Below are 18,426 nucleotides of genomic sequence, written 5' to 3' on the forward strand. Positions count from 1 at the left end.
GTGGAATACTATGTTCATATAGGGTTTGAAGTTCATATAAGACTTGCCACAAAGACAAAAATGTTCTGCTCTTGTAGTACAGAGGAAGGGGAACCCAATACACATATATGTCCTGTGTGTTTGGGATACCCAGGAGCGTTACCAGTACCTAACAAGGAGGCATTCAAATATGCCATCAAAATGGCCAAAGCATTGAATGGAAAAATTAACAAGACCGTGATATTTGCCCGTAAAAATTATTTCTATCCAGACCTCCCAAAGGGTTATCAGATTACACAGCATGAACCTCCTCTAATGGAGGATGGCTATCTTGTACTTGCTGAAAGTGGCAAGAAAATCCGTATTATTAGACTACATGTAGAAGAAGATGCTGCGAAGACTCTTTATGATAGCGAGACTGGTAGACAGGGAGAAAATGCATTCCTCATGGTTGATTACAATAGAAGTGGAGTGCCATTAGCTGAGATTGTTAGTTATCCTGATATACATGATCCCGATGAGGGGGTAGAGTACCTTAAAACCCTTCAGGCTCTTGCCCGTTACCTTGGGGTTTCTGAGGCTAATATGGAAAAGGGTGAGATGAGGGCAGATGTTAATATATCAGTGTCCACAGCACCTGATAAACTGGGTACAAAGGTTGAAATTAAGAATATGAATTCTTTTAAAGCTATTCATGATGCCCTTGAATACGAGATACAAAGACAAATTCATGCTCTTGAGACAGGAGAGACTATATATCAAGAGACTCGTATGTGGGATGAGGCATCGGGAAAAACCCTTGTTATGCGTAGGAAAGAGACGAGTGATGACTATAGATATTTCCCAGAACCAGATATTCCACCGTTTGAGCTCGAACAGGAAGTTATAGATATTGAACCTGAATTTGATGATCTTCACAAACTGTATAAAGAGGTAAATTCTTGGAATATTGATGAGAAAAAGGTCGGCTTTATTGTATATTCTCCTGAGATTTACAAGGCACTAAAATATCTCATAGAAAAGGGTGTGCCTCCTAAATTTGCCGTGTCTATGTACCTTGATGAAATAAAAGGGCAATTGGAGAAATCTGGTTTATCGCTGGAGGATAGGCACAAAGATTGGGTTGTGTACCTACATAAGCTCATTAGTGATGGAAAGATCGATAACTCCATTGCCAAGAAAATTATTAGAAAAGCTATATCGCAAAATAAGGAACCTAAGGAGATTTATGAGGCTGAGTTCAGTGGTCCCAGTATTTCTGAAGAAGATATTCGAAAGACCATTAGAGATATACTGGCTAAAAATCCAGACATTGTTCAAAAGTACAAGGATGGTAAGAAATCCGTATTTGGTTTCTTGATGGGACAGTGCATGAAGGCATTCGGTGGAAAAGTGCCTGCCGCTACTGTCAAGAAATTGCTTGGGGAGGAGCTTGAGCGTGTCTAAAGACTTTGTGCATCTTCATGTGCATACGGCCTATAGTTTGCTTGATGGTGCCTCTCGTATAGATGATTTGCTTGCCCGTACAGCAGAATTGGGCATGAAATCTATTGCTGTGACTGATCATGGTGTAATGTATGGAGCTGTTGAGTTTTCCCAGAAGGCGAAAAATTATGGGGTAAAACCTATTATTGGTGTGGAGGCATATGTAACAGATGATGTATCTGTAAAGGATAAGAATTCTAAATACTATCATCTTATACTTCTTGCAAAAAATAAGCAGGGATATAAAAATATCAACTATCTTCTTTCTCGGGCATTCAAGGATGGTTTTTACTACAGGCCGCGTATTGAAAAATCTTGGCTGATAGAGCACAGTGATGGCATTATTGCGTCAAGTGCCTGTGTTATGGGTGAGGTAGCACAGAAGATACTTACAGAGGGTATTGATGCCGCAGAAAAGGTTGCTTTATGGTATCAAGAGGTATTCGGCAAAGATCATTTCTACCTTGAAGTTATGTACCACAATATGGATGAAGAGGAAACGGTTATAGAGGGTATGAAGGAAATATCTCGTCGTACAGGTATTCCTCTTCTGGCTACTAACGATAGCCATTATACAAAACCTGAAGATTGGGAAGTTCAGCAAGTTTTGATGGCTATAGCCAGTAGAAATGGCAAGGCAGACGACTTTGGTGTATTTTCTCAGCATCATGAGTTTTATGTGAAGTCTCCTCAGCAGATGTGGGAAATATTTGCAGAAAGATTCGGTATCCCTGAAGCTATAGAAAATACATTAAAGGTTGCCGATATGATAGAGTTTGATATAGAAACCGGAGTATACCATGTTCCAAGATATCCGTTACCAGATGGTTTTTCATCTGAAGAAGAGTATCTTAGATATCTTGCCGAGCAGGGTCTTCATAAACGATACGATAAAGTAACCGATGATATTGTAGAGCGGATGAACTATGAGCTTGATATGATATCCCGTATGGGATTTGCCGGTTATTTCCTCATTGTTAGGGAATACATTATCTGGGCTAAGGAGAATGGCGTTATGGTAGGCCCTGGTAGAGGTTCTGCGGCGGGCTCTTTGGTTTCGTACCTTATTGGTATTACAGATATCGATCCTCTCAGGTGGGGACTTCTGTTTGAGCGTTTCCTTAATCCTGAGCGTGTAACTATGCCAGATATTGATGTTGACTTTGATGCTGCTCGCCGTGACGAGGTTATTAGGCATGTTTCAGACTTGTATGGAGAAGATAAGGTAGCCCAGATTATCACATTCGGAACCATGGCATCAAAGGCTGCGGTTAGAGACGTTGGAAGGGTAAAGGGTTATCCTCTATCTCTTGTTGATAAGGTGTCTAAAGCCATACCACAGGGTGCATCTATAAAGAAAGCTCTTGAAGAATCTCAGGCGTTAAAAGAATTGTATGAATCCGATGAAAGGGTTAGAGATATTATTAATACTGCTATGAAAATAGAGGGTTTCCCTAGACACTCATCTACCCATGCTGCAGGTGTGGTTATTGGTGATGCACCACTTACGGAGTATGTTCCACTTCAGTATGATGCTTCATCAGTTACAGGGTTTATTACACAATATGCCAAAGACGAAGTTGAATCTGTAGGACTTTTGAAGATGGACTTTTTAGGACTAAGAAACTTGACAATTATTCAAGACGCTTTGGACCTTATTGAGAGGTTTCACGGTGTGAAAGTGGATCTTCTTGAGCTTGCTAAAGATCCTACAGATGAGAATGTATATAAGATGATCGCAGAGGGTAATGTGCTTGGTGTATTTCAGATGGAAAGTGAGGGTTTTAGAGCATTTGTTATGCGACTAAAGCCTTCAAGATTTGAAGATCTTATTGCAGCACTTGCACTGTTTAGGCCTGGCACCTTAGCCTCGGGCGGTGCCGATATGTATATTCGCCGTAAGCATGGGCTTGAAGAGGTAGATTACTATCATCCTGATCTCAAGGATATTCTTGATGAGACATATGGTGTCATTGTCTATCAGGAGCAGATTATGCAGATAGCCTCTAAAATGGCTGGCTTTACCCTTGGTAAAGCAGATATCTTACGTCGTGCTATAGGTAAGAAGAAGTTGAAGGTCATGATGCAGATGAAAGAGGAGTTTATAGAAGGTGGTGTAAACAAAGGCTACAGTAGGGAGCTTATGGAAGAGATATGGGAAGTTATTGTGAAATTTGCCGAATATGGTTTCAATAAATCTCACTCTGCTGCCTATGCTCTTGTGACATATTGGACAGGTTGGCTCAAATATCATTATCCTTTGGAATATATGTCTGCAGTGCTTACCAGTGTTGCTGGTAACACTGATAAGTTAGTGAAGTATATTGTTGCCACCCAAGATATGGGGATTACCGTTCTTCCGCCTGATGTGAACGAAAGTGATGTCAGACATTTTGTTCCTGTATATGATGGTGAAGGGAAAGGAGCAGTAAGGGCATCACTGGTTATTGTCAAAGGAGTAGGAGAAAAAGAATTGGAGAAACTTGTTGGCGAAAGAGAAAAGAATGGACCATTTAAAGACTTTGACGATTTTGTATCCAGGGCTTTATCCGCAGGTGTTAAATCTGGTTCTATAGAGATGCTTATCAAAGCTGGGGCAGCTGATAGGTTTGGAGATAGAACTACTTTATTAAAGAAGTTTAAATCTGGTGTTTCTGGTGGTATGTCTCAGTCTCTTTTTGGTGAAGATATGCCGGGCATAGATGATATAGAGGTGCCTACCCATGGTGAGATGGAGTTTACAGCACTGGGCTTTTATTTGAAGTATCATCCTCTACAAGATGTGGCAAGTAGGATTAAGGTGCTGAGAAAAGAGCTTGGTGCATTACCTCTGACTCGTGTGCAAGAAGAAGAGGATTTTGAGGATGCTGCTAAATTCGAAGTGCTTGGTATGATTACGGCACTGAAGGAAAAGAAATCTGGTGGTAGCTTGCTGGGAATAGCCGACGTAGAAGACCTTACGGGTAAGATTAAGGTTTATGTGCGAGGTAAGAACCTTATTGATATACAAGAATATAAAGAGAAGCCCGGTGTTTTGCATATGTCAATTACTGCCCTGAAGCGCAGAGATGGTGAAATCATGTACTTTCTGGATAAGGTCAAGAAATTCTATCCACTAGAGGAATTACGAGGAGAAATAGTGGCATTGCCTACATTGCTTGTAAAACTACCTGCCTATGCGTGGCACAGGGATTTGCTTGTGAGATTGTCTGTAGAACTGAAAAAAATAAAGAACAAGCGCTACCTTGTTGAATTGCATCTTCCACTAAAAGATGGAGGTAATGTTAGTAGACTCCTCGATTCTCGTTTTGGTATAGATTCTATAGGTACACTGAAGAAAATTCTTATGACTATGGGAATTGAAGAGTTTCATATAGAGGAGGGATGATTATGTATGGCTGCCCTTCGTGGAGAGCAATATATAGAAAAAGTGTTATGGCATTGCGGTATTGGTTTGATACCTTTGTCTTGTTTTTTAAAGGACAGCTAGGGAGAATATGGTATGCTCCACTTATACCACTGGTGGAGGTAGCTCTTTTAACATATATTCTTATTGGTATTCCAACACTTGCGGTTCTGATAGGATCTTTAGTTTTTTCCTCTTTGATATTTGCCTTTATCAAGGTGTCAACATCTCGTATGGCTCACAATTTATGGATAGACTGGGAAAGGTATTTAAGATGTTCTAGGCCTATAGTTGCATTTTCTGCCAAATTGGATAAAGTTATAGATTACTTTAGAAGTGGGTATATTGATGAGGCGTGTATGGGATTAGGTGTTTTGCTAATGATATACTTTGCGGTTTTTATTGGTATTATCTATGCTCTTATGTATCCCGAGATGCTAGTAATGTATACCCTTATTATGGTTCTTGGTATGTTTATTTCTTCGTCTCTGGGACTCTAAAGCCGTGTCCCCATACTTCTGAGGGCTCAAAAATCATCATAAATGCCTCGGGATCAAGGTTATGAATCATACGTTTGACCCGAGGCACCTGGGTTTTTCGTACTGTTGTCATTATCATTATCCTTTTCTTTCCTGTATATCCTCCTATTATTGGGATAAAGGTTACTCCTCTGCGCATTTCCTTCATGATGAATGTTGATATTTCCTCAACGTGGTCACTAATGATGAGGAGGGTTTTTGTGCTGTGAATACCTGTTAGAGCTACGTCTAAGCTATAAGAAGATACAAAGAAGGCGAATATTGTTAGAAGTACTTTATCTGCAGAACGGAATATAATACCGTTCACGGTGGCTAGTGCTGTGTTAAATGCCAGTTGGAATTTACCTATAGGTATGTCGAAGTATTTATTTGCTATTAAAGCTAGAATATCTGTTCCGCCAGTAGAACCACCTGAAGAATATATCATTGCATAGGCGAATCCCTGTATAGCACCTGCATACAGAATAGCTAGTATGACATCACTTGTTAGTTGATGTGGAAATGCTTTTATAAAAAAGTCTAACCCGAAGGAATACACAAGCATTCCAAGTATTGATCGAGTACCTGTACTCGTGCCAAGGTACTTAAAACCCAGTAAAAAGATAACAATGTTAGCGGGTATAAGTGTGAGTGATACCGGTAAGCCCGTTAGTTCATTGATGATTAAGCTTATACCACTAATACCACCTGGTATTAGTCCATATGGTTTTAAAAATACAGCAACACCAAAAGCAGCTACAAGGGCTCCTATAACGATAACAACATAATCCTTTATGTCCTTAAATGTTAGCTTTGCCTTCATTGTTTACACACAAGATGTATATGTTTAAGTTTTACGGCGTCTGACCATGTGCCCTTATATGCGGCGCATTGTTTGCCTTTAATAAAGGCTTTTATTGTGATGTATTCATCTTTGTCCCCCATTACAGGTATTCGTACCGGCGATAGTGCACTAAATATCTCTTTTCCGGAAGCATCAAATATCTTTATCCTAATATTGGAGGGATTTGTCGTTAACAGAATGGGTTTTTCAGGGTCTTCTTCGGCGATGTATCTGCAGTCTAGTATGATTTTATCTTTCAGGTCGGCTATTGTCCATCCTGTACCGTTTGGTTTAGGGTAGGAAGCACATACAGAGCCCATATACATCGCTACGAACATAGGGTTTTTCATGTCTATAGGGGCTTTTATAGTACATGGTGCTTTGCAACTTTTAATAACCTTTATCTGATTGCCTTTGTTGTCTGTTTGTATTAAGGTTATCCGGAGACCAGAAGGTTTGGTGATAGCAGAGAATGTTTTTAGCTCGCTTGTTATCTGTTCTGTAGATGTTGTAGTACTTGCAGTAGAAGATGTGACTGTTCCACCGGTAGTCTCTGATGTTGTAGATGTTTCTGTTTCTGATGTGGTAGAGGTGTTTCCTGTTGTTGGTGTTATAACTGTTGTAGACGAAGTATTAGTGTTGGTTGCCGTGGTGCTACCTGTTCCCGAATTGTTTCCATTGTTTGTGGTTGAAGTTGATTGCTTTCCATTATTGTTGTAGGATTGTTCTGTATGCGTAGTACTTGAGAAATATTGCTTAATAGTATCTCCATATCGAATATATAAGAAGCCTCCAAATAATAGGATAAATAAGATGACTATTATTATTGCTATGATAGGTGAAATCTCTCGTCTTTCTCTCGGTTGGGCTAGAAGTCGTGATGATTTCTTTTTCTTCCTTTTTCTTTTATCTTCTTTTTGTTTTGCTATTTCTTGTCCTATTTCTGTTTCTTGTATATTGCGAAGTGTTTGTGTTAATTTTTCAACTGTAGTCTTGTCATAGGTTTTACGATAGTCTGAGGGAACTTTGCTTGCAGTTTGTCCTGCTAATATTCCTGCTGCCATGGTCTTTGTCGATAATGTAGGTAGTTCTTCTGCAGGAATTTCTTCTATTTCCTTTTCACGCCATGCAATAATGATGGTAGCGTTATCATCAGGTTTGTGTGTATTTAGATATTCTTCAAGTTTGGTCAGTATGCTTCTGGGAGAATCAACTCGAGCAAGCAAATTATGTATCTTAGGGTTTTTCAAAAAAGTATAAAAACCGTCAGATGCGACAATTGTAGAAGAGAGTTTATCTGTTGCATCAAATGAATTGATGGCGAGTGCAAACTTTGTTATATTACCGGTGATATTCATCTTTATGGGGGGCTTATCCATAAGGAGATATATGGCTTTAAGTTGGTGATCCTCAACTTTATAAATAGATACTTTACCCGCTGCTAGAGAAATAATTGTGTTGTTGAACCATACTAGGACAGCAAGATGTACATTTACTTCACCTGCTGTGGTGAGTGTGAAATGTGGAATAGAGTTTCCAGCCTCTTTGACTTTATCTTTGATAAGCCTTTTGATCTCTTCTTCAATTTCTGTGATATCTTTTTGTAGAAACTCATCTGTCATTAGTTCTTGAAGGCCGTCCGATATGCTACCGGCAAGAAGAGAAGCAAAGTTCTCTCCCCAACTACTGCCTGTTGAAGGGTCTACAAGAACTATAGCTAGCTTGTTTTCTTCAAAAAAACCTGATACTTTATCGGTGTTGGCACTTTTGTCTTTTCCTTGAATAGAGATATGTGAAAAGATTAGTTTTCCATTTTCTGTTTCCATATCACAGCCCCCCTATGATATCCCTTGTTTAATATGTATATTATCATAGTTGTATAGGGAGGGAGGTGTTTATAAGATGGTTACTTTGCCATTTATTGATGCTCATTTCCATCCGCTTCAATTGGCATATTTTCGCAGTGCCGTGGACTTGAAGAATGTTCAAGATGAAAAATCTTTAGTAGATGCTCTTGAAAAAGCTAATGAACCTATTTTAGGTTACCACTTTGTGGAGTATGAAGGATTCAGCGGTGGAGATGTGCTAACGAGGTATTTTCCTGATGTTCCTGTAATCGTTATTCGTACTTGTCTCCATAAACTGTGGATGAATGCAGAAGCCGTTAAACGTTTTGGTGAGGGGCTTCAGATTGCGGATGATGGTAGTGTTGTAGAAGAGGGGGTCTGGACAGTTATAGATAAGGTGTTTGATAGCTATAAAGATGTTAAGAAGAATATCGTCAGAGATATGTTTACGTATCTGCTTTCCATGGGTATCGTTGGCGGTGTAGAGATGGGTGTATCACCTGATGATGGAGAATTTATGTCCCATGTTGCTGAAGATATAGGGTTTCTCTATTTTTACTTTGTTAAAAGTCAGTACGATCCTCTGGATTGCTTTGGTAAACAGCGATGTTTGGGACTGAAACTCTTTGCCGATGGTAGTCTTGGGGCTCGTACTGCTGCTATGATTGACGAGTATTCTGATAGCCCGGGTGAAAAAGGTATTCTTAACTGGGATGATGAGCATTTATATATGAAGATGAAGCAGTGGCACGATGCTGGATATGATATTTCCATCCATGTTATAGGTGATAGAGCGCTTGAGCAGGTAATGAGGGTGTACAGACATGTACTGGCAGAGAGTCCCCGTCCACATAGGCATAGGATAGAACATTTACAAATTATGTATCCTGGCGCTATCAAGGATATTACCGATATGGGGCTCTATGCCTCTATTCAGCCCACTTTTTCACCAGAAATACCCTGGGCTATTGAGCGGGTGGGAAGACATCGTATGGCTTATGGATATAGGTGGAAAGAGCTAATCGATTCTACATTTACTCTTATTGGCACAGATGCTCCAGTGTACGGTGTAAGTCCTATCGATGTTATAGATGGCTTAATCAATGATAAATATTGGAAAGATGTAAATCTTGAGCCTGCTAGTGTGTCTTTGGGTAAGGCTGTAGACTTGTATACAGCAGGGAATATGCGCTATCTTGGCCTTTTTACTGACCTAGATATATATAGGGTAGAGTGGGACATATTCCCAATAAAAGTGAAAAAAGTTATATCTAGTGGAAAGGTGGTGTATGAAACTTGACATATGAAGAGGCAATAGATTATCTACTTCACAAGGCATGGATGCCCAAAACCTTACGATTTTACCGTATGGAAAAACTTATGGATCTCATGGACCATCCTTATAGGGAGTATAAAACAGTTCACGTTAGTGGTACTAATGGTAAAGGATCAGTTGTTATGTATATGTCATCTATATTAGGAGAATCTGGGTATTCGTGGGGATACAATATATCTCCTCATATCGAACACTGGAGAGAGAGAATTGTTGTGAATAGTGAGGAAATACCAGAGGAAGACCTTGCAGATGTTATTTCTTATGTGGCCCAGTATGTAGAAAAGGTGGGAAAGCTTCTTGGAGAGGAACCCACACTGTTTGAAATTATGACATCTGCGGCTTTAGAATACCTAAAAAGGAGAGGAGTAGACTTCGGTGTTATAGAGGTGGGAATAGAAGGAAAGTACGATGCCACCAATATTATTAATCCCGAACTGTCGATACTTGTCTCTCTTGACCTTGACCACCTAAAAACTCTTGGTGGAAGCATACAAAATATAGCTCGTGAGGCGCGTTATGTCTTTCGTCGTGGTGTACCATATGGTGTTGTTGGTCCACTGCGTAAAGGTGCCCATAAATTTGTGAGGTATAGGCTATCCAACCTGCGAATACCGACGCTATGGTATGGAAAAGATTTCTATGTGAAGAGTGTTAAAGATGTTTCTCTTGATGGAACAGTGTTTGACTTGTATCTTGATGGCAGGGTATACAAGGATGTCAAGACATCTCTTATTGGACTCCATCAGACTGTAAATGGTGCCGTAGCGTTTGCCGGAGCTTATATGCTTTCAGATAGATATAAGGAAATTACAGAAGATTCTATAAGACGGGGACTTAGTAAGGCTTTTCACAAAGGTCGTTTTGAAGTTATATCTCGCAGTCCACTAGTTATTATGGATGGAGCACACAATCCACACGGTATGAAAGCACTAACATCTACGCTGAAGAAATTAGGTTTAACAGATTTCACCGTTGTATTTGGTGTTCTTGGGGATAAGAATGTTGATGAGATTGTTTCACTATTGTCTCCTTATGCAAAGCGGTGGATACTTGTTACACCACCTAGCAAGAGGGCACTTCCTGCACAACAGCTGAAAAAACGTCTTGAAGAGTTAGGTATAAATAACGTTGTAATTAATGAAGATAAAGAGTCAGTTATCAGAGAGATTGCCGATGAAGATAAGATTTTATTTGCCGGTTCGCTTTATATGGTAGGAGATTGGCGTCCCCATGTAGTAAAAGCTTTTAAAAAATAAGAAAAAGGGAGGCTTTGCCTCCCTTTATATATCTACCTTTACCTTGTCTCTATATATACTCAGTATCTCATTTTTATCTATCTCCCATTTCTGGGGAGTAAGTTTATATATGTTGCTGATAATTTCTAAAATGATTTGATGAAGTTGTGTTGGTGTAAAGACTTTCCCATGTTCCTTGAATGATGTTCCCTTCATAATTTCTGGAGGTGAGAATACCATACCGGCGTTTTCAATAAATGGAAACATTCTTATAGAGGCATGCATAAGCATGCCTTTCCGTGTTTTCCTAACAGCGATACCTGCAATTTTCCTACCATTTATGCCTATTTCATAGCCTGTTGATGAGGAAAAACATCCTTCGTGATTCTGATAATTATCTTCTGTTGTACGTGATAAAGGAAGTTCTGTTAGTTGAAAAAGTGCTTCTCGAAGGATATCTGACATTTCTGCATATGCCTCTTTTGCCCTTCTGGGTAAAAGCTCTGCGGGTAGATAAAGGGCAATAGATATATCGCCATCGTGGATAACAGCTTTGCCTCCTGTTGGTCTCCTTACTACCACATAACCTTGCTGAAGTATAAACTCTTTGTTGAGCCCCGATGTGTCTTGGAGATATCCGAGACTTATAGCATGGGGGTGCCATGTGAATGTGTGAAGGCTTGGTATATTTTCGCTAATAATATGCCAGTCTATAGCCATAAGCAGATGCCCGTTTTCGCTTTCCGTCAGGACATGTCTTAGTACCATTAGCCACCACCTACTGGGGATATGATGGTAATACCTTTTTTAATGTCTTCTTCTGTTATTGGCTCATTCCATCGTTTAATAGTATCGCCAACTGTAATGGCACTAACAAGTCCTTTATTAATACCCAATTTTTCTATGAGTTCATTAGGGGTAAATGGAACATCTATATCTAGGGTAATTTCAGATTTGCCACCTGATATGTATTCTTTGGCATGTCCTGCTACCTTTATTGTGATTTTCATAACACCACCTCCGGTGGTATTGTAGCATTAACAAAAGCCCCGCACGTGCGGGGCTTTTGTTTTCAGATGAGATCATATTATTACATGTTCTCTTCGATAAATTCCAATATTCCGAGTTCCTGGAGTTTCTCTTTTGTTGGTTTTCCGTTCTTGTCCCAGCCACGCTTTGCATAGTAGTCATCTAACAGTTTGTCAAAGTCTTCTTTGGGAATAACGGCTCCCTTAGCAGGGCCGCTAGGAACAGGCTCTTCCATCCATCTCTTTGGTGGATAGTCCCAAGATCTGCCAAAGCCCGGTTTGTGTCTGAACCAAATCATACGTGTAAGATTCCATACACGCTCGGAAGCTTTCAGCATATCCTGAAGTGTCCAGTCAATGCCTGTTGCTGCAGAGAGGAGTTTAGCATAGTATTCAAGGTCAAGCCCAAGCTCTACCCACTGCAGACGGCATGTTGTCAACATATCAAACATTGGTCTAATATGCTGAAGTTCAATAACCTTGTCGGCTGTCTCAGGTGTAATCTTGTGACCAACAGAGATATCATATGTTATAGCCCATGCCCTGTTATGGTGTGCACCTATGTCGGCTGTAGCATACGCAAGCATCATGCCTGGTGCCCATCTGGACTCATAACCAGAGATTTCCTGTCCTTTGACCTGCATGGCAAATTCGTGGCCGGCACCGAAGAACTCCGCAGCGTACTTAACACCTTCAGCAAGTATTTTTCCAATGCCTTCTCTGTATGCAATCTTCTCGAGAAGATACTCAGCTGTCTCAACATCATTCCATTTGAGCTCTCTGCCGTCTACCATGGATTTAGGAATAATACCTTTCTGGAATGCTTCAATTGCCCAACCGATGACGGCACCGGCAGAAATTGTATCAAGACCGAGGTTGTCTGTAACCCAGTTGAGATATGCCACATCTGCAACATCGGTGTTGATACCAAGGTTGCCACCCATCAGTGCCAATGTCTCGTACTCAGGACCTTCAACAACATATTCCTTACCACGGTATGTAAACCTCATTACCTTACCGCATGGAGAAGGACAGTTATAACAACCTTTATGCTTGACATCATAGGTTTCTATCATATAACGACCATCTATTTTCTCATAATTTTCAAGGTATGATGTAAAGAAGTTGCGTGTGGGAAAAGCACCGTTTTCATTAGACCACTGGACGACAGAAGTTGTGCCGTATTTTACCCAGAACTGGTAATTGTCGGATTTGGTGCATGCAACAATTGCCTCTCTGGCAATTTTCTTGAACTCTTCGTCCCTTGCATACTGGATCTTGCCACCAGAACCCTTAACGACAATGGCTTTGACCTTTTTGAAGCCCATTGTTGTACCGACACCAGTACGACCTGCCTGTCTGCCGAGGTCATGATGAATCATGGAAAATTTTGCAAGATTTTCGGCAGCAGGGCCTATGACAAGTATCTCTGCATTCTGACCGTATCTTTCTTTGAGAATTTCTTCTACCTCAAATGTTCCTTTTCCCCATAAGTCAGATGCATCTACAAACTCTATCTTGTCATCTTCAATATAGATAACAACAGGTTCTGGAGAAATATCTTCAAGAATAAGGCCGTCCCAGCCGGCGTCTCTCATGGCCTTTGAAATTTTTCCACCAACATTAGAATCACCGTATCCACCTGTTAGTGGGGATAGATGACCAATGTCAAACTTACCAGAACCAGGTGTTTCTGTACCAGATAGAGGACCTGTCATAAGATAGAGATTGTGTTCTGGGGTTAGTGGCTTAACACCTTTTTGTTCTTTCCATACATAGTAAGCGATAAAACCACGGCCACCAATCCAGTTTCTTGCCATTTCTTCGGTGACCTCATCAACCTTTACTGTTCTGTTCTTCAAATTAATTCTTGCTATTTTCCCCGCATAACCATAGAGCATAACGGCTCACCTCCCGTATATTTTTAGCCTACAACAGCAGGCTCAATGACCAATTTCCCTTCTTTAAAGCGTTTCCAGTTGAGCTTGGTAATATCGTAGGCAAGTTCTTCACCTACAATCCACTCTGCTAATATCATTCCTATAGATGGACCGAACATAAACCCGTGTCCCGAACCACCGGCTAGTATCCATAGACCATCATAGGCATCAATAGGTCCTACAATGTGATGATGGTCTGTTGTCATATCATAAAATCCTGCCCACTGCCTAACAATATGAACATCTTTAAGAAAGGGCATGACATCAAGAATAGTAGATGCCATCTTCTTTAAGAAGTGCCATGAAGAATGAATATTATAGTCATTGGGATCAAACCACTGTTCGGGATTGTCTGGAGAGATACCCATGATAAAACCACCATGTGGTCTCTGTTGAGCATAGAAGTCTTTGGAGAATGATATAACCATGGGGTCTAAGAATCTTGCAAGTGGTTCGGTAATAAGGATTTCGTGTTTTTCAGCCCACAGTGGAATATCTACTCCTATATCTTTTAATAGTTTGGTAGACCATGTTCCTGCAGCTACAATAACATTGCCACCGTATATAGGGCCATCAGGGGTTTCCACCCCAACAACTTTTTCTTCCTCTGTTAGAAGCTTCAGAACAGGAGTATGTTTTCTCAACTCAGCTCCCAATCGTTTTGCCGCCTCAATGTATGCAAATGTTGTATAAAATGGGTCTGCATGTCCGTCTCTGGCATGATATGTGGCTCCTACAACCCCGTCAAGACGGAGCATAGGCCACCTGTAATGGACTTCTTCTGATGTAAGTATTTCGGTGTTTATGCCTATCTTGCGCTGGACTTCAACGTTTCTCTTCAAGTTTTCCATTTCTTCTTCAGAGTAGGCAAGCACAAGGTATCCACCTTGGTGAAGCCCTATGAGATCTTTGGGATAGTCAAGTTCTTCGTGGAGATGTTCAAATTTTTCTAAAGATATTTTCATAAGATTGACATTAAACTCTGTGCCAAACTGTGCTCTGATGCCTGCGGCACAAGAACCTGTAGCTCCTGCAGTGGGAAAGTCTTTATCAAGAATGAGTATAGAACCAGCATTTCTTTTGGCGAGCTCATAGGCAACTACAGCTCCACTAATACCTGCTCCAACAACTATGTAGTCATATGTTTTACTCATCACTTTCCACCTCCACAGCGGTGGCGAATGTAATATTTTTCATAGGAGGTCTAATCATAGTTGCTCTCATGGGGACTTTGTCCGGGGTTGTTTTCCAATATCGGGCTAGTTCTTTGAGAATGATGGGTCTACAAGTTTTTCCTCCACATGGCCCCATCCCTGCTCTGGTATATCTCTTTACTTCATCGTATGTGGTGTACCCTAGCTCGTATATAGCCCTTCTAATATCTGCCAGTGTTACATCTTCACAACGACATACGATTACCTTTTCAGGATCCATAGGGCTTCACCTCCTATTAAAGAAACGCACCTGAAGGGCATAGCCCTTTGGCACCTTAATGGTTACAATAGGTGTCTTGTCCTTTTTATTTACGGCAGGTAAATGTACAACTTTTTCTATCACGCCCTCACATATAACTTTTCCTTCATGATTAAGGCAATCTACAGTTTCGCCAACTTCGGGTAGTGGGAATTCATAAGGTATAGATACTCGCTCTCCATCTTCCTTGCTGCTATCTACCAGCAATATCGCAAGGCCAGGACATGCTGCAACACACAAGGCACAGCCTATACATTTTTCGAAATCTATCTGAGGAATAGCTGTGAGACTTTCCATTGTAATGGCACCAGTAGGACAGGATACAACACATGGGTTACATGGTATTTCTTGCCAACATTCAATCATTGCCACTGCACCTTTTTTCATACGCTCTACGGGCGGTGCCTTGGCAAGGATATCTTCTTTGGTAGGTATTCCATCGATAGGAAGCATTACTGTAGCCCCCTTTCCTTAGCTGCTTCATGCAGCTTATGAAGTCCGTGACGCAATCTTTCCAGTAGTGGTGCATCTCTAAGTTGTCCTAGTTCACTCTTCCATTCTTCGATATCACTGTCGTTAACTGTTAGACCAAGATCTTTGGCTGCGACAGCACCGGCTATTTTGCCTTCAAGTGCTGCAGTCGTGGCCTCCTCAATACCCGAGGCATCTCCCGCCACATATATATTTGGCTTAGTTGTCCTCATGTTTTCACTGTGAACAGGTACAAGTCCACCAAGCTCTGGTATCCATATAAGTTCTACTCCAGCCTGATACATGAGATCGGTTAGTGGCGACAGTCCTATAGATATGGCTATTGTGTCAACATCGAGTTCTTTTTCTGTTCCAGGTATAGGTTGAAATTTCTCATCGATTTCTGCAATAGTAGCACCTTCAACCCACTGATCGCCCTTAATTTCTATTACGGTATGTTTCATATATAACGGGATACCCATTCTTCTAATCTTGGTAACATGTACCCAGTATGCGCCCCCCAGTCTAGGAAGCACATCGACAACAGCTTTTACTTCTGCACCAGCTTGCGCTAGCTGATATGCCAAGATTACACCAATATTACCGGCACCTACAATAAGATATTTTTCCCCGGGAAGTACGCCGTATACATGCATCATTGTCTGGATAGCGCCTGCACCATATACACCTGGAATGTCAGCATTTTCTATGGGGAGTGTTTTCTCTTGAGCTCCAACAGCTATAATGACTTTTTTAGGATATACAGGAATGAGTTTTCCTTCTTGCTCTATCATCCATGCACCATCGTCATAAAGTCCTATGGCTTCACTGGATAATAGTACTGTAATGTTTTTATGTTCTTCCACTGCTCTTGCCCATTCTTCTGCCAGTTGTATGCCTCTTGTGCCAGCACCTTTTTCAGCCCAACCAAAAAATTTATGAGTTTGCTTAACAAGTTGTCCTCCAAGGTGAGCTTGTCTTTCTACGAGTATCACAGAGGCTCCTGCACGGGCTGCTTCTATAGCGGCATTCATGCCGGCTGGTCCACCGCCTATAACCAGAACATCAGTCTTCATAGTGCAGTGCCCCCTTTCCCTTGATACGCTCAATGTGCATACCTTCCTTTAGTGGTGTAATACATGTTCTGATATTGGGTACACCGTCTACTGTCATGAGACACGAGGAACAGTTACCAATAGCACAGTAAAAACCACGAGGTCTGTGTAATTTAATGCTTTCTCTGAAGACTTTTACTCCATTGGCAACAAGTGCTGAGGCAATAGTATCTCCTTCGTACCCCCACATTTCTTTGCCTTCAAAATAAAATTTAATCTTTTTTCCCCGCTTAAATGTGAGAATGGGGTGGTTTTCTATGCGTTTCAAGGTTTCACCCCCTCCGAAATTATTTCAAAGTTATTCTATCATTTATGCATAACTTTTTGGTAGGCATGTTATTTATGCAATGAATACTGTTGGGAAATATCGAATATTATAAGAAGTATCCAGAATCCTTCCGCAAGTTTGAAAATGATACTAAATATGAATCGTTCAATAAGTGGCCATTTAAAAACAAGTAGTATAAATATCCAAAAAGCAAATAGTATTAATCCACCTATAGCGGTTCTTTCAGGAGTTCCTTTAGTGGGTGCTGTGATGCTGCCTATATAGTAGAAAATGGCCGATAATCCAGGTATGCTTAAGCCAATAAGAAGAGAGTTAATAATATTAACGGTAAGAAGTGTATAGTTGTAGTTGAATGACATATATGTGAATAGCAAATAAATGCTAGCACCTAGTGCAAGTGATAAACCTCCATATTCTTTTAAAATAGTTTTCCACCGTCTTACATCCCCAGGTAATAGTGCTGCTGCTATGAGAGCCCCGGGGATAGTGGATATCCATGTAATGATATGTCCCATAACAATAGGATGTATGAATGGTAAGAATGGGCGAGGATGATGTTGTCTGATGTGGGTAAGGTTTTTTCCAAATAGTGGTTTTCTGCGGGATGGAGGAATAGCTGCTAGCATAAAGGCTGTATTTTTGTTTTTATTTTTTATGAAAACAGCGATTTGCCATAGAATACCTAAAATTAGGAGATAGTAGTTGATGCGAAAGCCGTAATTATCAATGGCTATAGGGTACATGTAATCAACTAACCAGAATGATAGCGTAGCACTAATGAGTATAAGAAGTAGCAGAATTGCCCAAGTTTTTCTTCGATTAGTTTGTTGTTTCTTTTTAAATGATTGTATGTATTTGCTGCTAATATCATTGTTTTCCATGTTTATCACCTGCCAATTTTTTTAGTTTCTTTAGTCCACGGGATACTAATTGTCTTGCCGTTGCTTCACTGACATTCATAATGCGGGCTATTTCGCCGTATTCTTTTTCTTCTATGTATCTTAAAGTAAGAGCCTGTTGATATCTAGCAGGAAGTTCGCTTAATAAATTTCTGAGCTCATCTGAAAGGTCGCTACTGCTGGTTTCTTGATTTTCATATGATTCATCACCAATATATAGAAAATCCTCTGGTGGGATATATATTTCTTGGTTTTTCTTTTTTCTAAAAAAGGACATGAGTGTGTTGTATGTGATTTTTCTGAAAAATGCCAGTGGTTCTGAGGTTGTATCTACGCGGTCTATAGAAGACCAGATTTTCCAAATACTTTCTTGCAGGATATCATCTATATCGTGTTTGTTATCCAGATATCGAGTTAAGTCTTTATACAGAATGGGTACAACAACAGCAAGTAGTTCTTCAAATGCTTCTTCGTTGCCTTCTGCAGATTTCCGAATTAGTATTTGTAATTTTCTATCGTCCACATATGATATTATAGTAAATTGATAGCGAAAGGTGGGAG

General features: G+C 40.4%; 17 protein-coding genes. 5 read left to right on the forward strand and 12 right to left on the reverse strand.

All coding sequences use genetic code 11. From position 1 onward, the window contains the following. The 3 genes from gatB to GM182_RS03080 are packed head-to-tail and all read left to right on the forward strand — an operon-like array spanning position 1 to position 5,370. The gene (gatB, locus tag GM182_RS03070; protein WP_449187124.1) at positions 1–1,425 is read left to right on the forward strand and encodes an Asp-tRNA(Asn)/Glu-tRNA(Gln) amidotransferase subunit GatB; all 1,425 of its coding nucleotides are present in this window, start codon (positions 1–3) and stop codon (positions 1,423–1,425) included. After that, a complete protein-coding gene (gene dnaE / locus GM182_RS03075) occupies positions 1,418–4,852 on the forward strand; it encodes a DNA polymerase III subunit alpha (RefSeq protein ID WP_449187125.1) in 3,435 nt (1,144 codons plus the stop codon). The genes gatB and dnaE overlap by 8 nt, the downstream gene beginning before the upstream one ends. Before the next feature lie 2 nt (positions 4,853–4,854). After that, on the forward strand, positions 4,855–5,370 hold the full coding sequence (locus GM182_RS03080) for a hypothetical protein (protein ID WP_449187126.1): 516 nt from the start codon (positions 4,855–4,857) through the stop codon (positions 5,368–5,370). On the opposite strand, the gene GM182_RS03085 is transcribed toward GM182_RS03080, so the two are convergent. Both GM182_RS03085 and GM182_RS03090 read right to left on the reverse strand, forming a co-directional pair. Then, positions 5,345–6,211, reverse strand: a complete 867-nt coding sequence (locus GM182_RS03085) for a YitT family protein (RefSeq protein WP_449187127.1) — start codon at positions 6,209–6,211, stop codon at positions 5,345–5,347. The two genes, GM182_RS03080 and GM182_RS03085, sit on opposite strands and share 26 nt — an antisense overlap. Beyond that, positions 6,208–8,058, reverse strand: coding sequence for a hypothetical protein (locus GM182_RS03090; protein WP_449187128.1), 1,851 nt, complete (start codon positions 8,056–8,058; stop codon positions 6,208–6,210). Before GM182_RS03090 ends, GM182_RS03085 begins: the two co-directional genes overlap by 4 nt. A 76-nt stretch (positions 8,059–8,134) precedes the next feature. On the opposite strand from GM182_RS03090, the gene GM182_RS03095 reads away from it, so the two are divergent. Together GM182_RS03095 and GM182_RS03100 are read left to right on the forward strand one after the other, a co-directional pair. Next, a complete protein-coding gene (locus GM182_RS03095) occupies positions 8,135–9,379 on the forward strand; it encodes an amidohydrolase (protein WP_449187129.1) in 1,245 nt (414 codons plus the stop codon). Continuing rightward, positions 9,376–10,671, forward strand: coding sequence for a bifunctional folylpolyglutamate synthase/dihydrofolate synthase (locus GM182_RS03100; RefSeq protein WP_449187130.1), 1,296 nt, complete (start codon positions 9,376–9,378; stop codon positions 10,669–10,671). Before GM182_RS03095 ends, GM182_RS03100 begins: the two co-directional genes overlap by 4 nt. A 24-nt stretch (positions 10,672–10,695) precedes the next feature. Here the strand turns inward: GM182_RS03100 and GM182_RS03105 are convergent, their stop codons facing one another. The 10 genes from GM182_RS03105 to GM182_RS03150 all read right to left on the reverse strand — a co-directional run bounded on the left by GM182_RS03105 (position 10,696) and on the right by GM182_RS03150 (position 18,388). Then, entirely contained in the window at positions 10,696–11,418 is a 723-nt protein-coding gene (locus GM182_RS03105) for a lipoate--protein ligase family protein (RefSeq protein ID WP_449187131.1), read from the reverse strand. Beyond that, complete coding sequence (locus GM182_RS03110; RefSeq protein WP_449187132.1) at positions 11,418–11,660, reverse strand: ubiquitin family protein; 243 nt, start codon at positions 11,658–11,660, stop codon at positions 11,418–11,420. Before GM182_RS03110 ends, GM182_RS03105 begins: the two co-directional genes overlap by 1 nt. 80 nt (positions 11,661–11,740) lie before the next feature. Further along, positions 11,741–13,579, reverse strand: coding sequence for an aldehyde ferredoxin oxidoreductase family protein (locus tag GM182_RS03115; protein WP_449187133.1), 1,839 nt, complete (start codon positions 13,577–13,579; stop codon positions 11,741–11,743). Positions 13,580–13,602: 23 nt separating this feature from the next. After that, a complete protein-coding gene (locus tag GM182_RS03120) occupies positions 13,603–14,772 on the reverse strand; it encodes an NAD(P)/FAD-dependent oxidoreductase (protein ID WP_449187134.1) in 1,170 nt (389 codons plus the stop codon). Beyond that, a complete protein-coding gene (locus tag GM182_RS03125; RefSeq protein ID WP_449187135.1) occupies positions 14,765–15,052 on the reverse strand; it encodes a (2Fe-2S)-binding protein in 288 nt (95 codons plus the stop codon). The genes GM182_RS03120 and GM182_RS03125 overlap by 8 nt, the downstream gene beginning before the upstream one ends. Positions 15,053–15,058: 6 nt before the next feature. Further along, positions 15,059–15,544 (reverse strand): 4Fe-4S dicluster domain-containing protein, encoded by a 486-nt coding sequence (locus GM182_RS03130; protein WP_449187136.1) that lies wholly within the window; start codon positions 15,542–15,544, stop codon positions 15,059–15,061. Next, the gene (locus GM182_RS03135) at positions 15,544–16,638 is read right to left on the reverse strand and encodes an NAD(P)/FAD-dependent oxidoreductase (RefSeq protein WP_449187137.1); all 1,095 of its coding nucleotides are present in this window, start codon (positions 16,636–16,638) and stop codon (positions 15,544–15,546) included. The genes GM182_RS03130 and GM182_RS03135 overlap by 1 nt, the downstream gene beginning before the upstream one ends. Continuing rightward, a complete protein-coding gene (locus tag GM182_RS03140) occupies positions 16,628–16,945 on the reverse strand; it encodes a (2Fe-2S)-binding protein (protein ID WP_449187138.1) in 318 nt (105 codons plus the stop codon). The genes GM182_RS03135 and GM182_RS03140 overlap by 11 nt, the downstream gene beginning before the upstream one ends. A 68-nt stretch (positions 16,946–17,013) precedes the next feature. Then, the gene (locus GM182_RS03145) at positions 17,014–17,847 is read right to left on the reverse strand and encodes a hypothetical protein (protein WP_449187139.1); all 834 of its coding nucleotides are present in this window, start codon (positions 17,845–17,847) and stop codon (positions 17,014–17,016) included. Next, positions 17,834–18,388, reverse strand: a complete 555-nt coding sequence (locus tag GM182_RS03150) for an RNA polymerase sigma factor (RefSeq protein ID WP_449187140.1) — start codon at positions 18,386–18,388, stop codon at positions 17,834–17,836. Before GM182_RS03150 ends, GM182_RS03145 begins: the two co-directional genes overlap by 14 nt. Positions 18,389–18,426: the final 38 nt, after the last annotated feature.

Source organism: Zhurongbacter thermophilus (assembly GCF_026184435.1).
Taxonomy (GTDB): domain Bacteria; phylum Coprothermobacterota; class Coprothermobacteria; order Coprothermobacterales; family JAADFF01; genus JAADFF01.

What these genes read in the sequence shown, in the direction of transcription:
- GM182_RS03080 (WP_449187126.1), top strand. Translation starts at nt 4,855, where the DNA reads ATGTATGGCTGCCCTTCGTGGAGAGCAATATATAGAAAAAGTGTTATG.
- GM182_RS03085 (WP_449187127.1), bottom strand. Translation starts at nt 6,211, where the DNA reads ATGAAGGCAAAGCTAACATTTAAGGACATAAAGGATTATGTTGTTATC.
- GM182_RS03090 (WP_449187128.1), bottom strand. Translation starts at nt 8,058, where the DNA reads ATGGAAACAGAAAATGGAAAACTAATCTTTTCACATATCTCTATTCAA.
- GM182_RS03095 (WP_449187129.1), top strand. Translation starts at nt 8,135, where the DNA reads ATGGTTACTTTGCCATTTATTGATGCTCATTTCCATCCGCTTCAATTG.
- GM182_RS03105 (WP_449187131.1), bottom strand. Translation starts at nt 11,418, where the DNA reads ATGGTACTAAGACATGTCCTGACGGAAAGCGAAAACGGGCATCTGCTT.
- GM182_RS03110 (WP_449187132.1), bottom strand. Translation starts at nt 11,660, where the DNA reads ATGAAAATCACAATAAAGGTAGCAGGACATGCCAAAGAATACATATCA.
- GM182_RS03115 (WP_449187133.1), bottom strand. Translation starts at nt 13,579, where the DNA reads ATGCTCTATGGTTATGCGGGGAAAATAGCAAGAATTAATTTGAAGAAC.
- GM182_RS03120 (WP_449187134.1), bottom strand. Translation starts at nt 14,772, where the DNA reads ATGAGTAAAACATATGACTACATAGTTGTTGGAGCAGGTATTAGTGGA.
- GM182_RS03125 (WP_449187135.1), bottom strand. Translation starts at nt 15,052, where the DNA reads ATGGATCCTGAAAAGGTAATCGTATGTCGTTGTGAAGATGTAACACTG.
- GM182_RS03130 (WP_449187136.1), bottom strand. Translation starts at nt 15,544, where the DNA reads ATGCTTCCTATCGATGGAATACCTACCAAAGAAGATATCCTTGCCAAG.
- GM182_RS03135 (WP_449187137.1), bottom strand. Translation starts at nt 16,638, where the DNA reads ATGAAGACTGATGTTCTGGTTATAGGCGGTGGACCAGCCGGCATGAAT.
- GM182_RS03145 (WP_449187139.1), bottom strand. Translation starts at nt 17,847, where the DNA reads ATGGAAAACAATGATATTAGCAGCAAATACATACAATCATTTAAAAAG.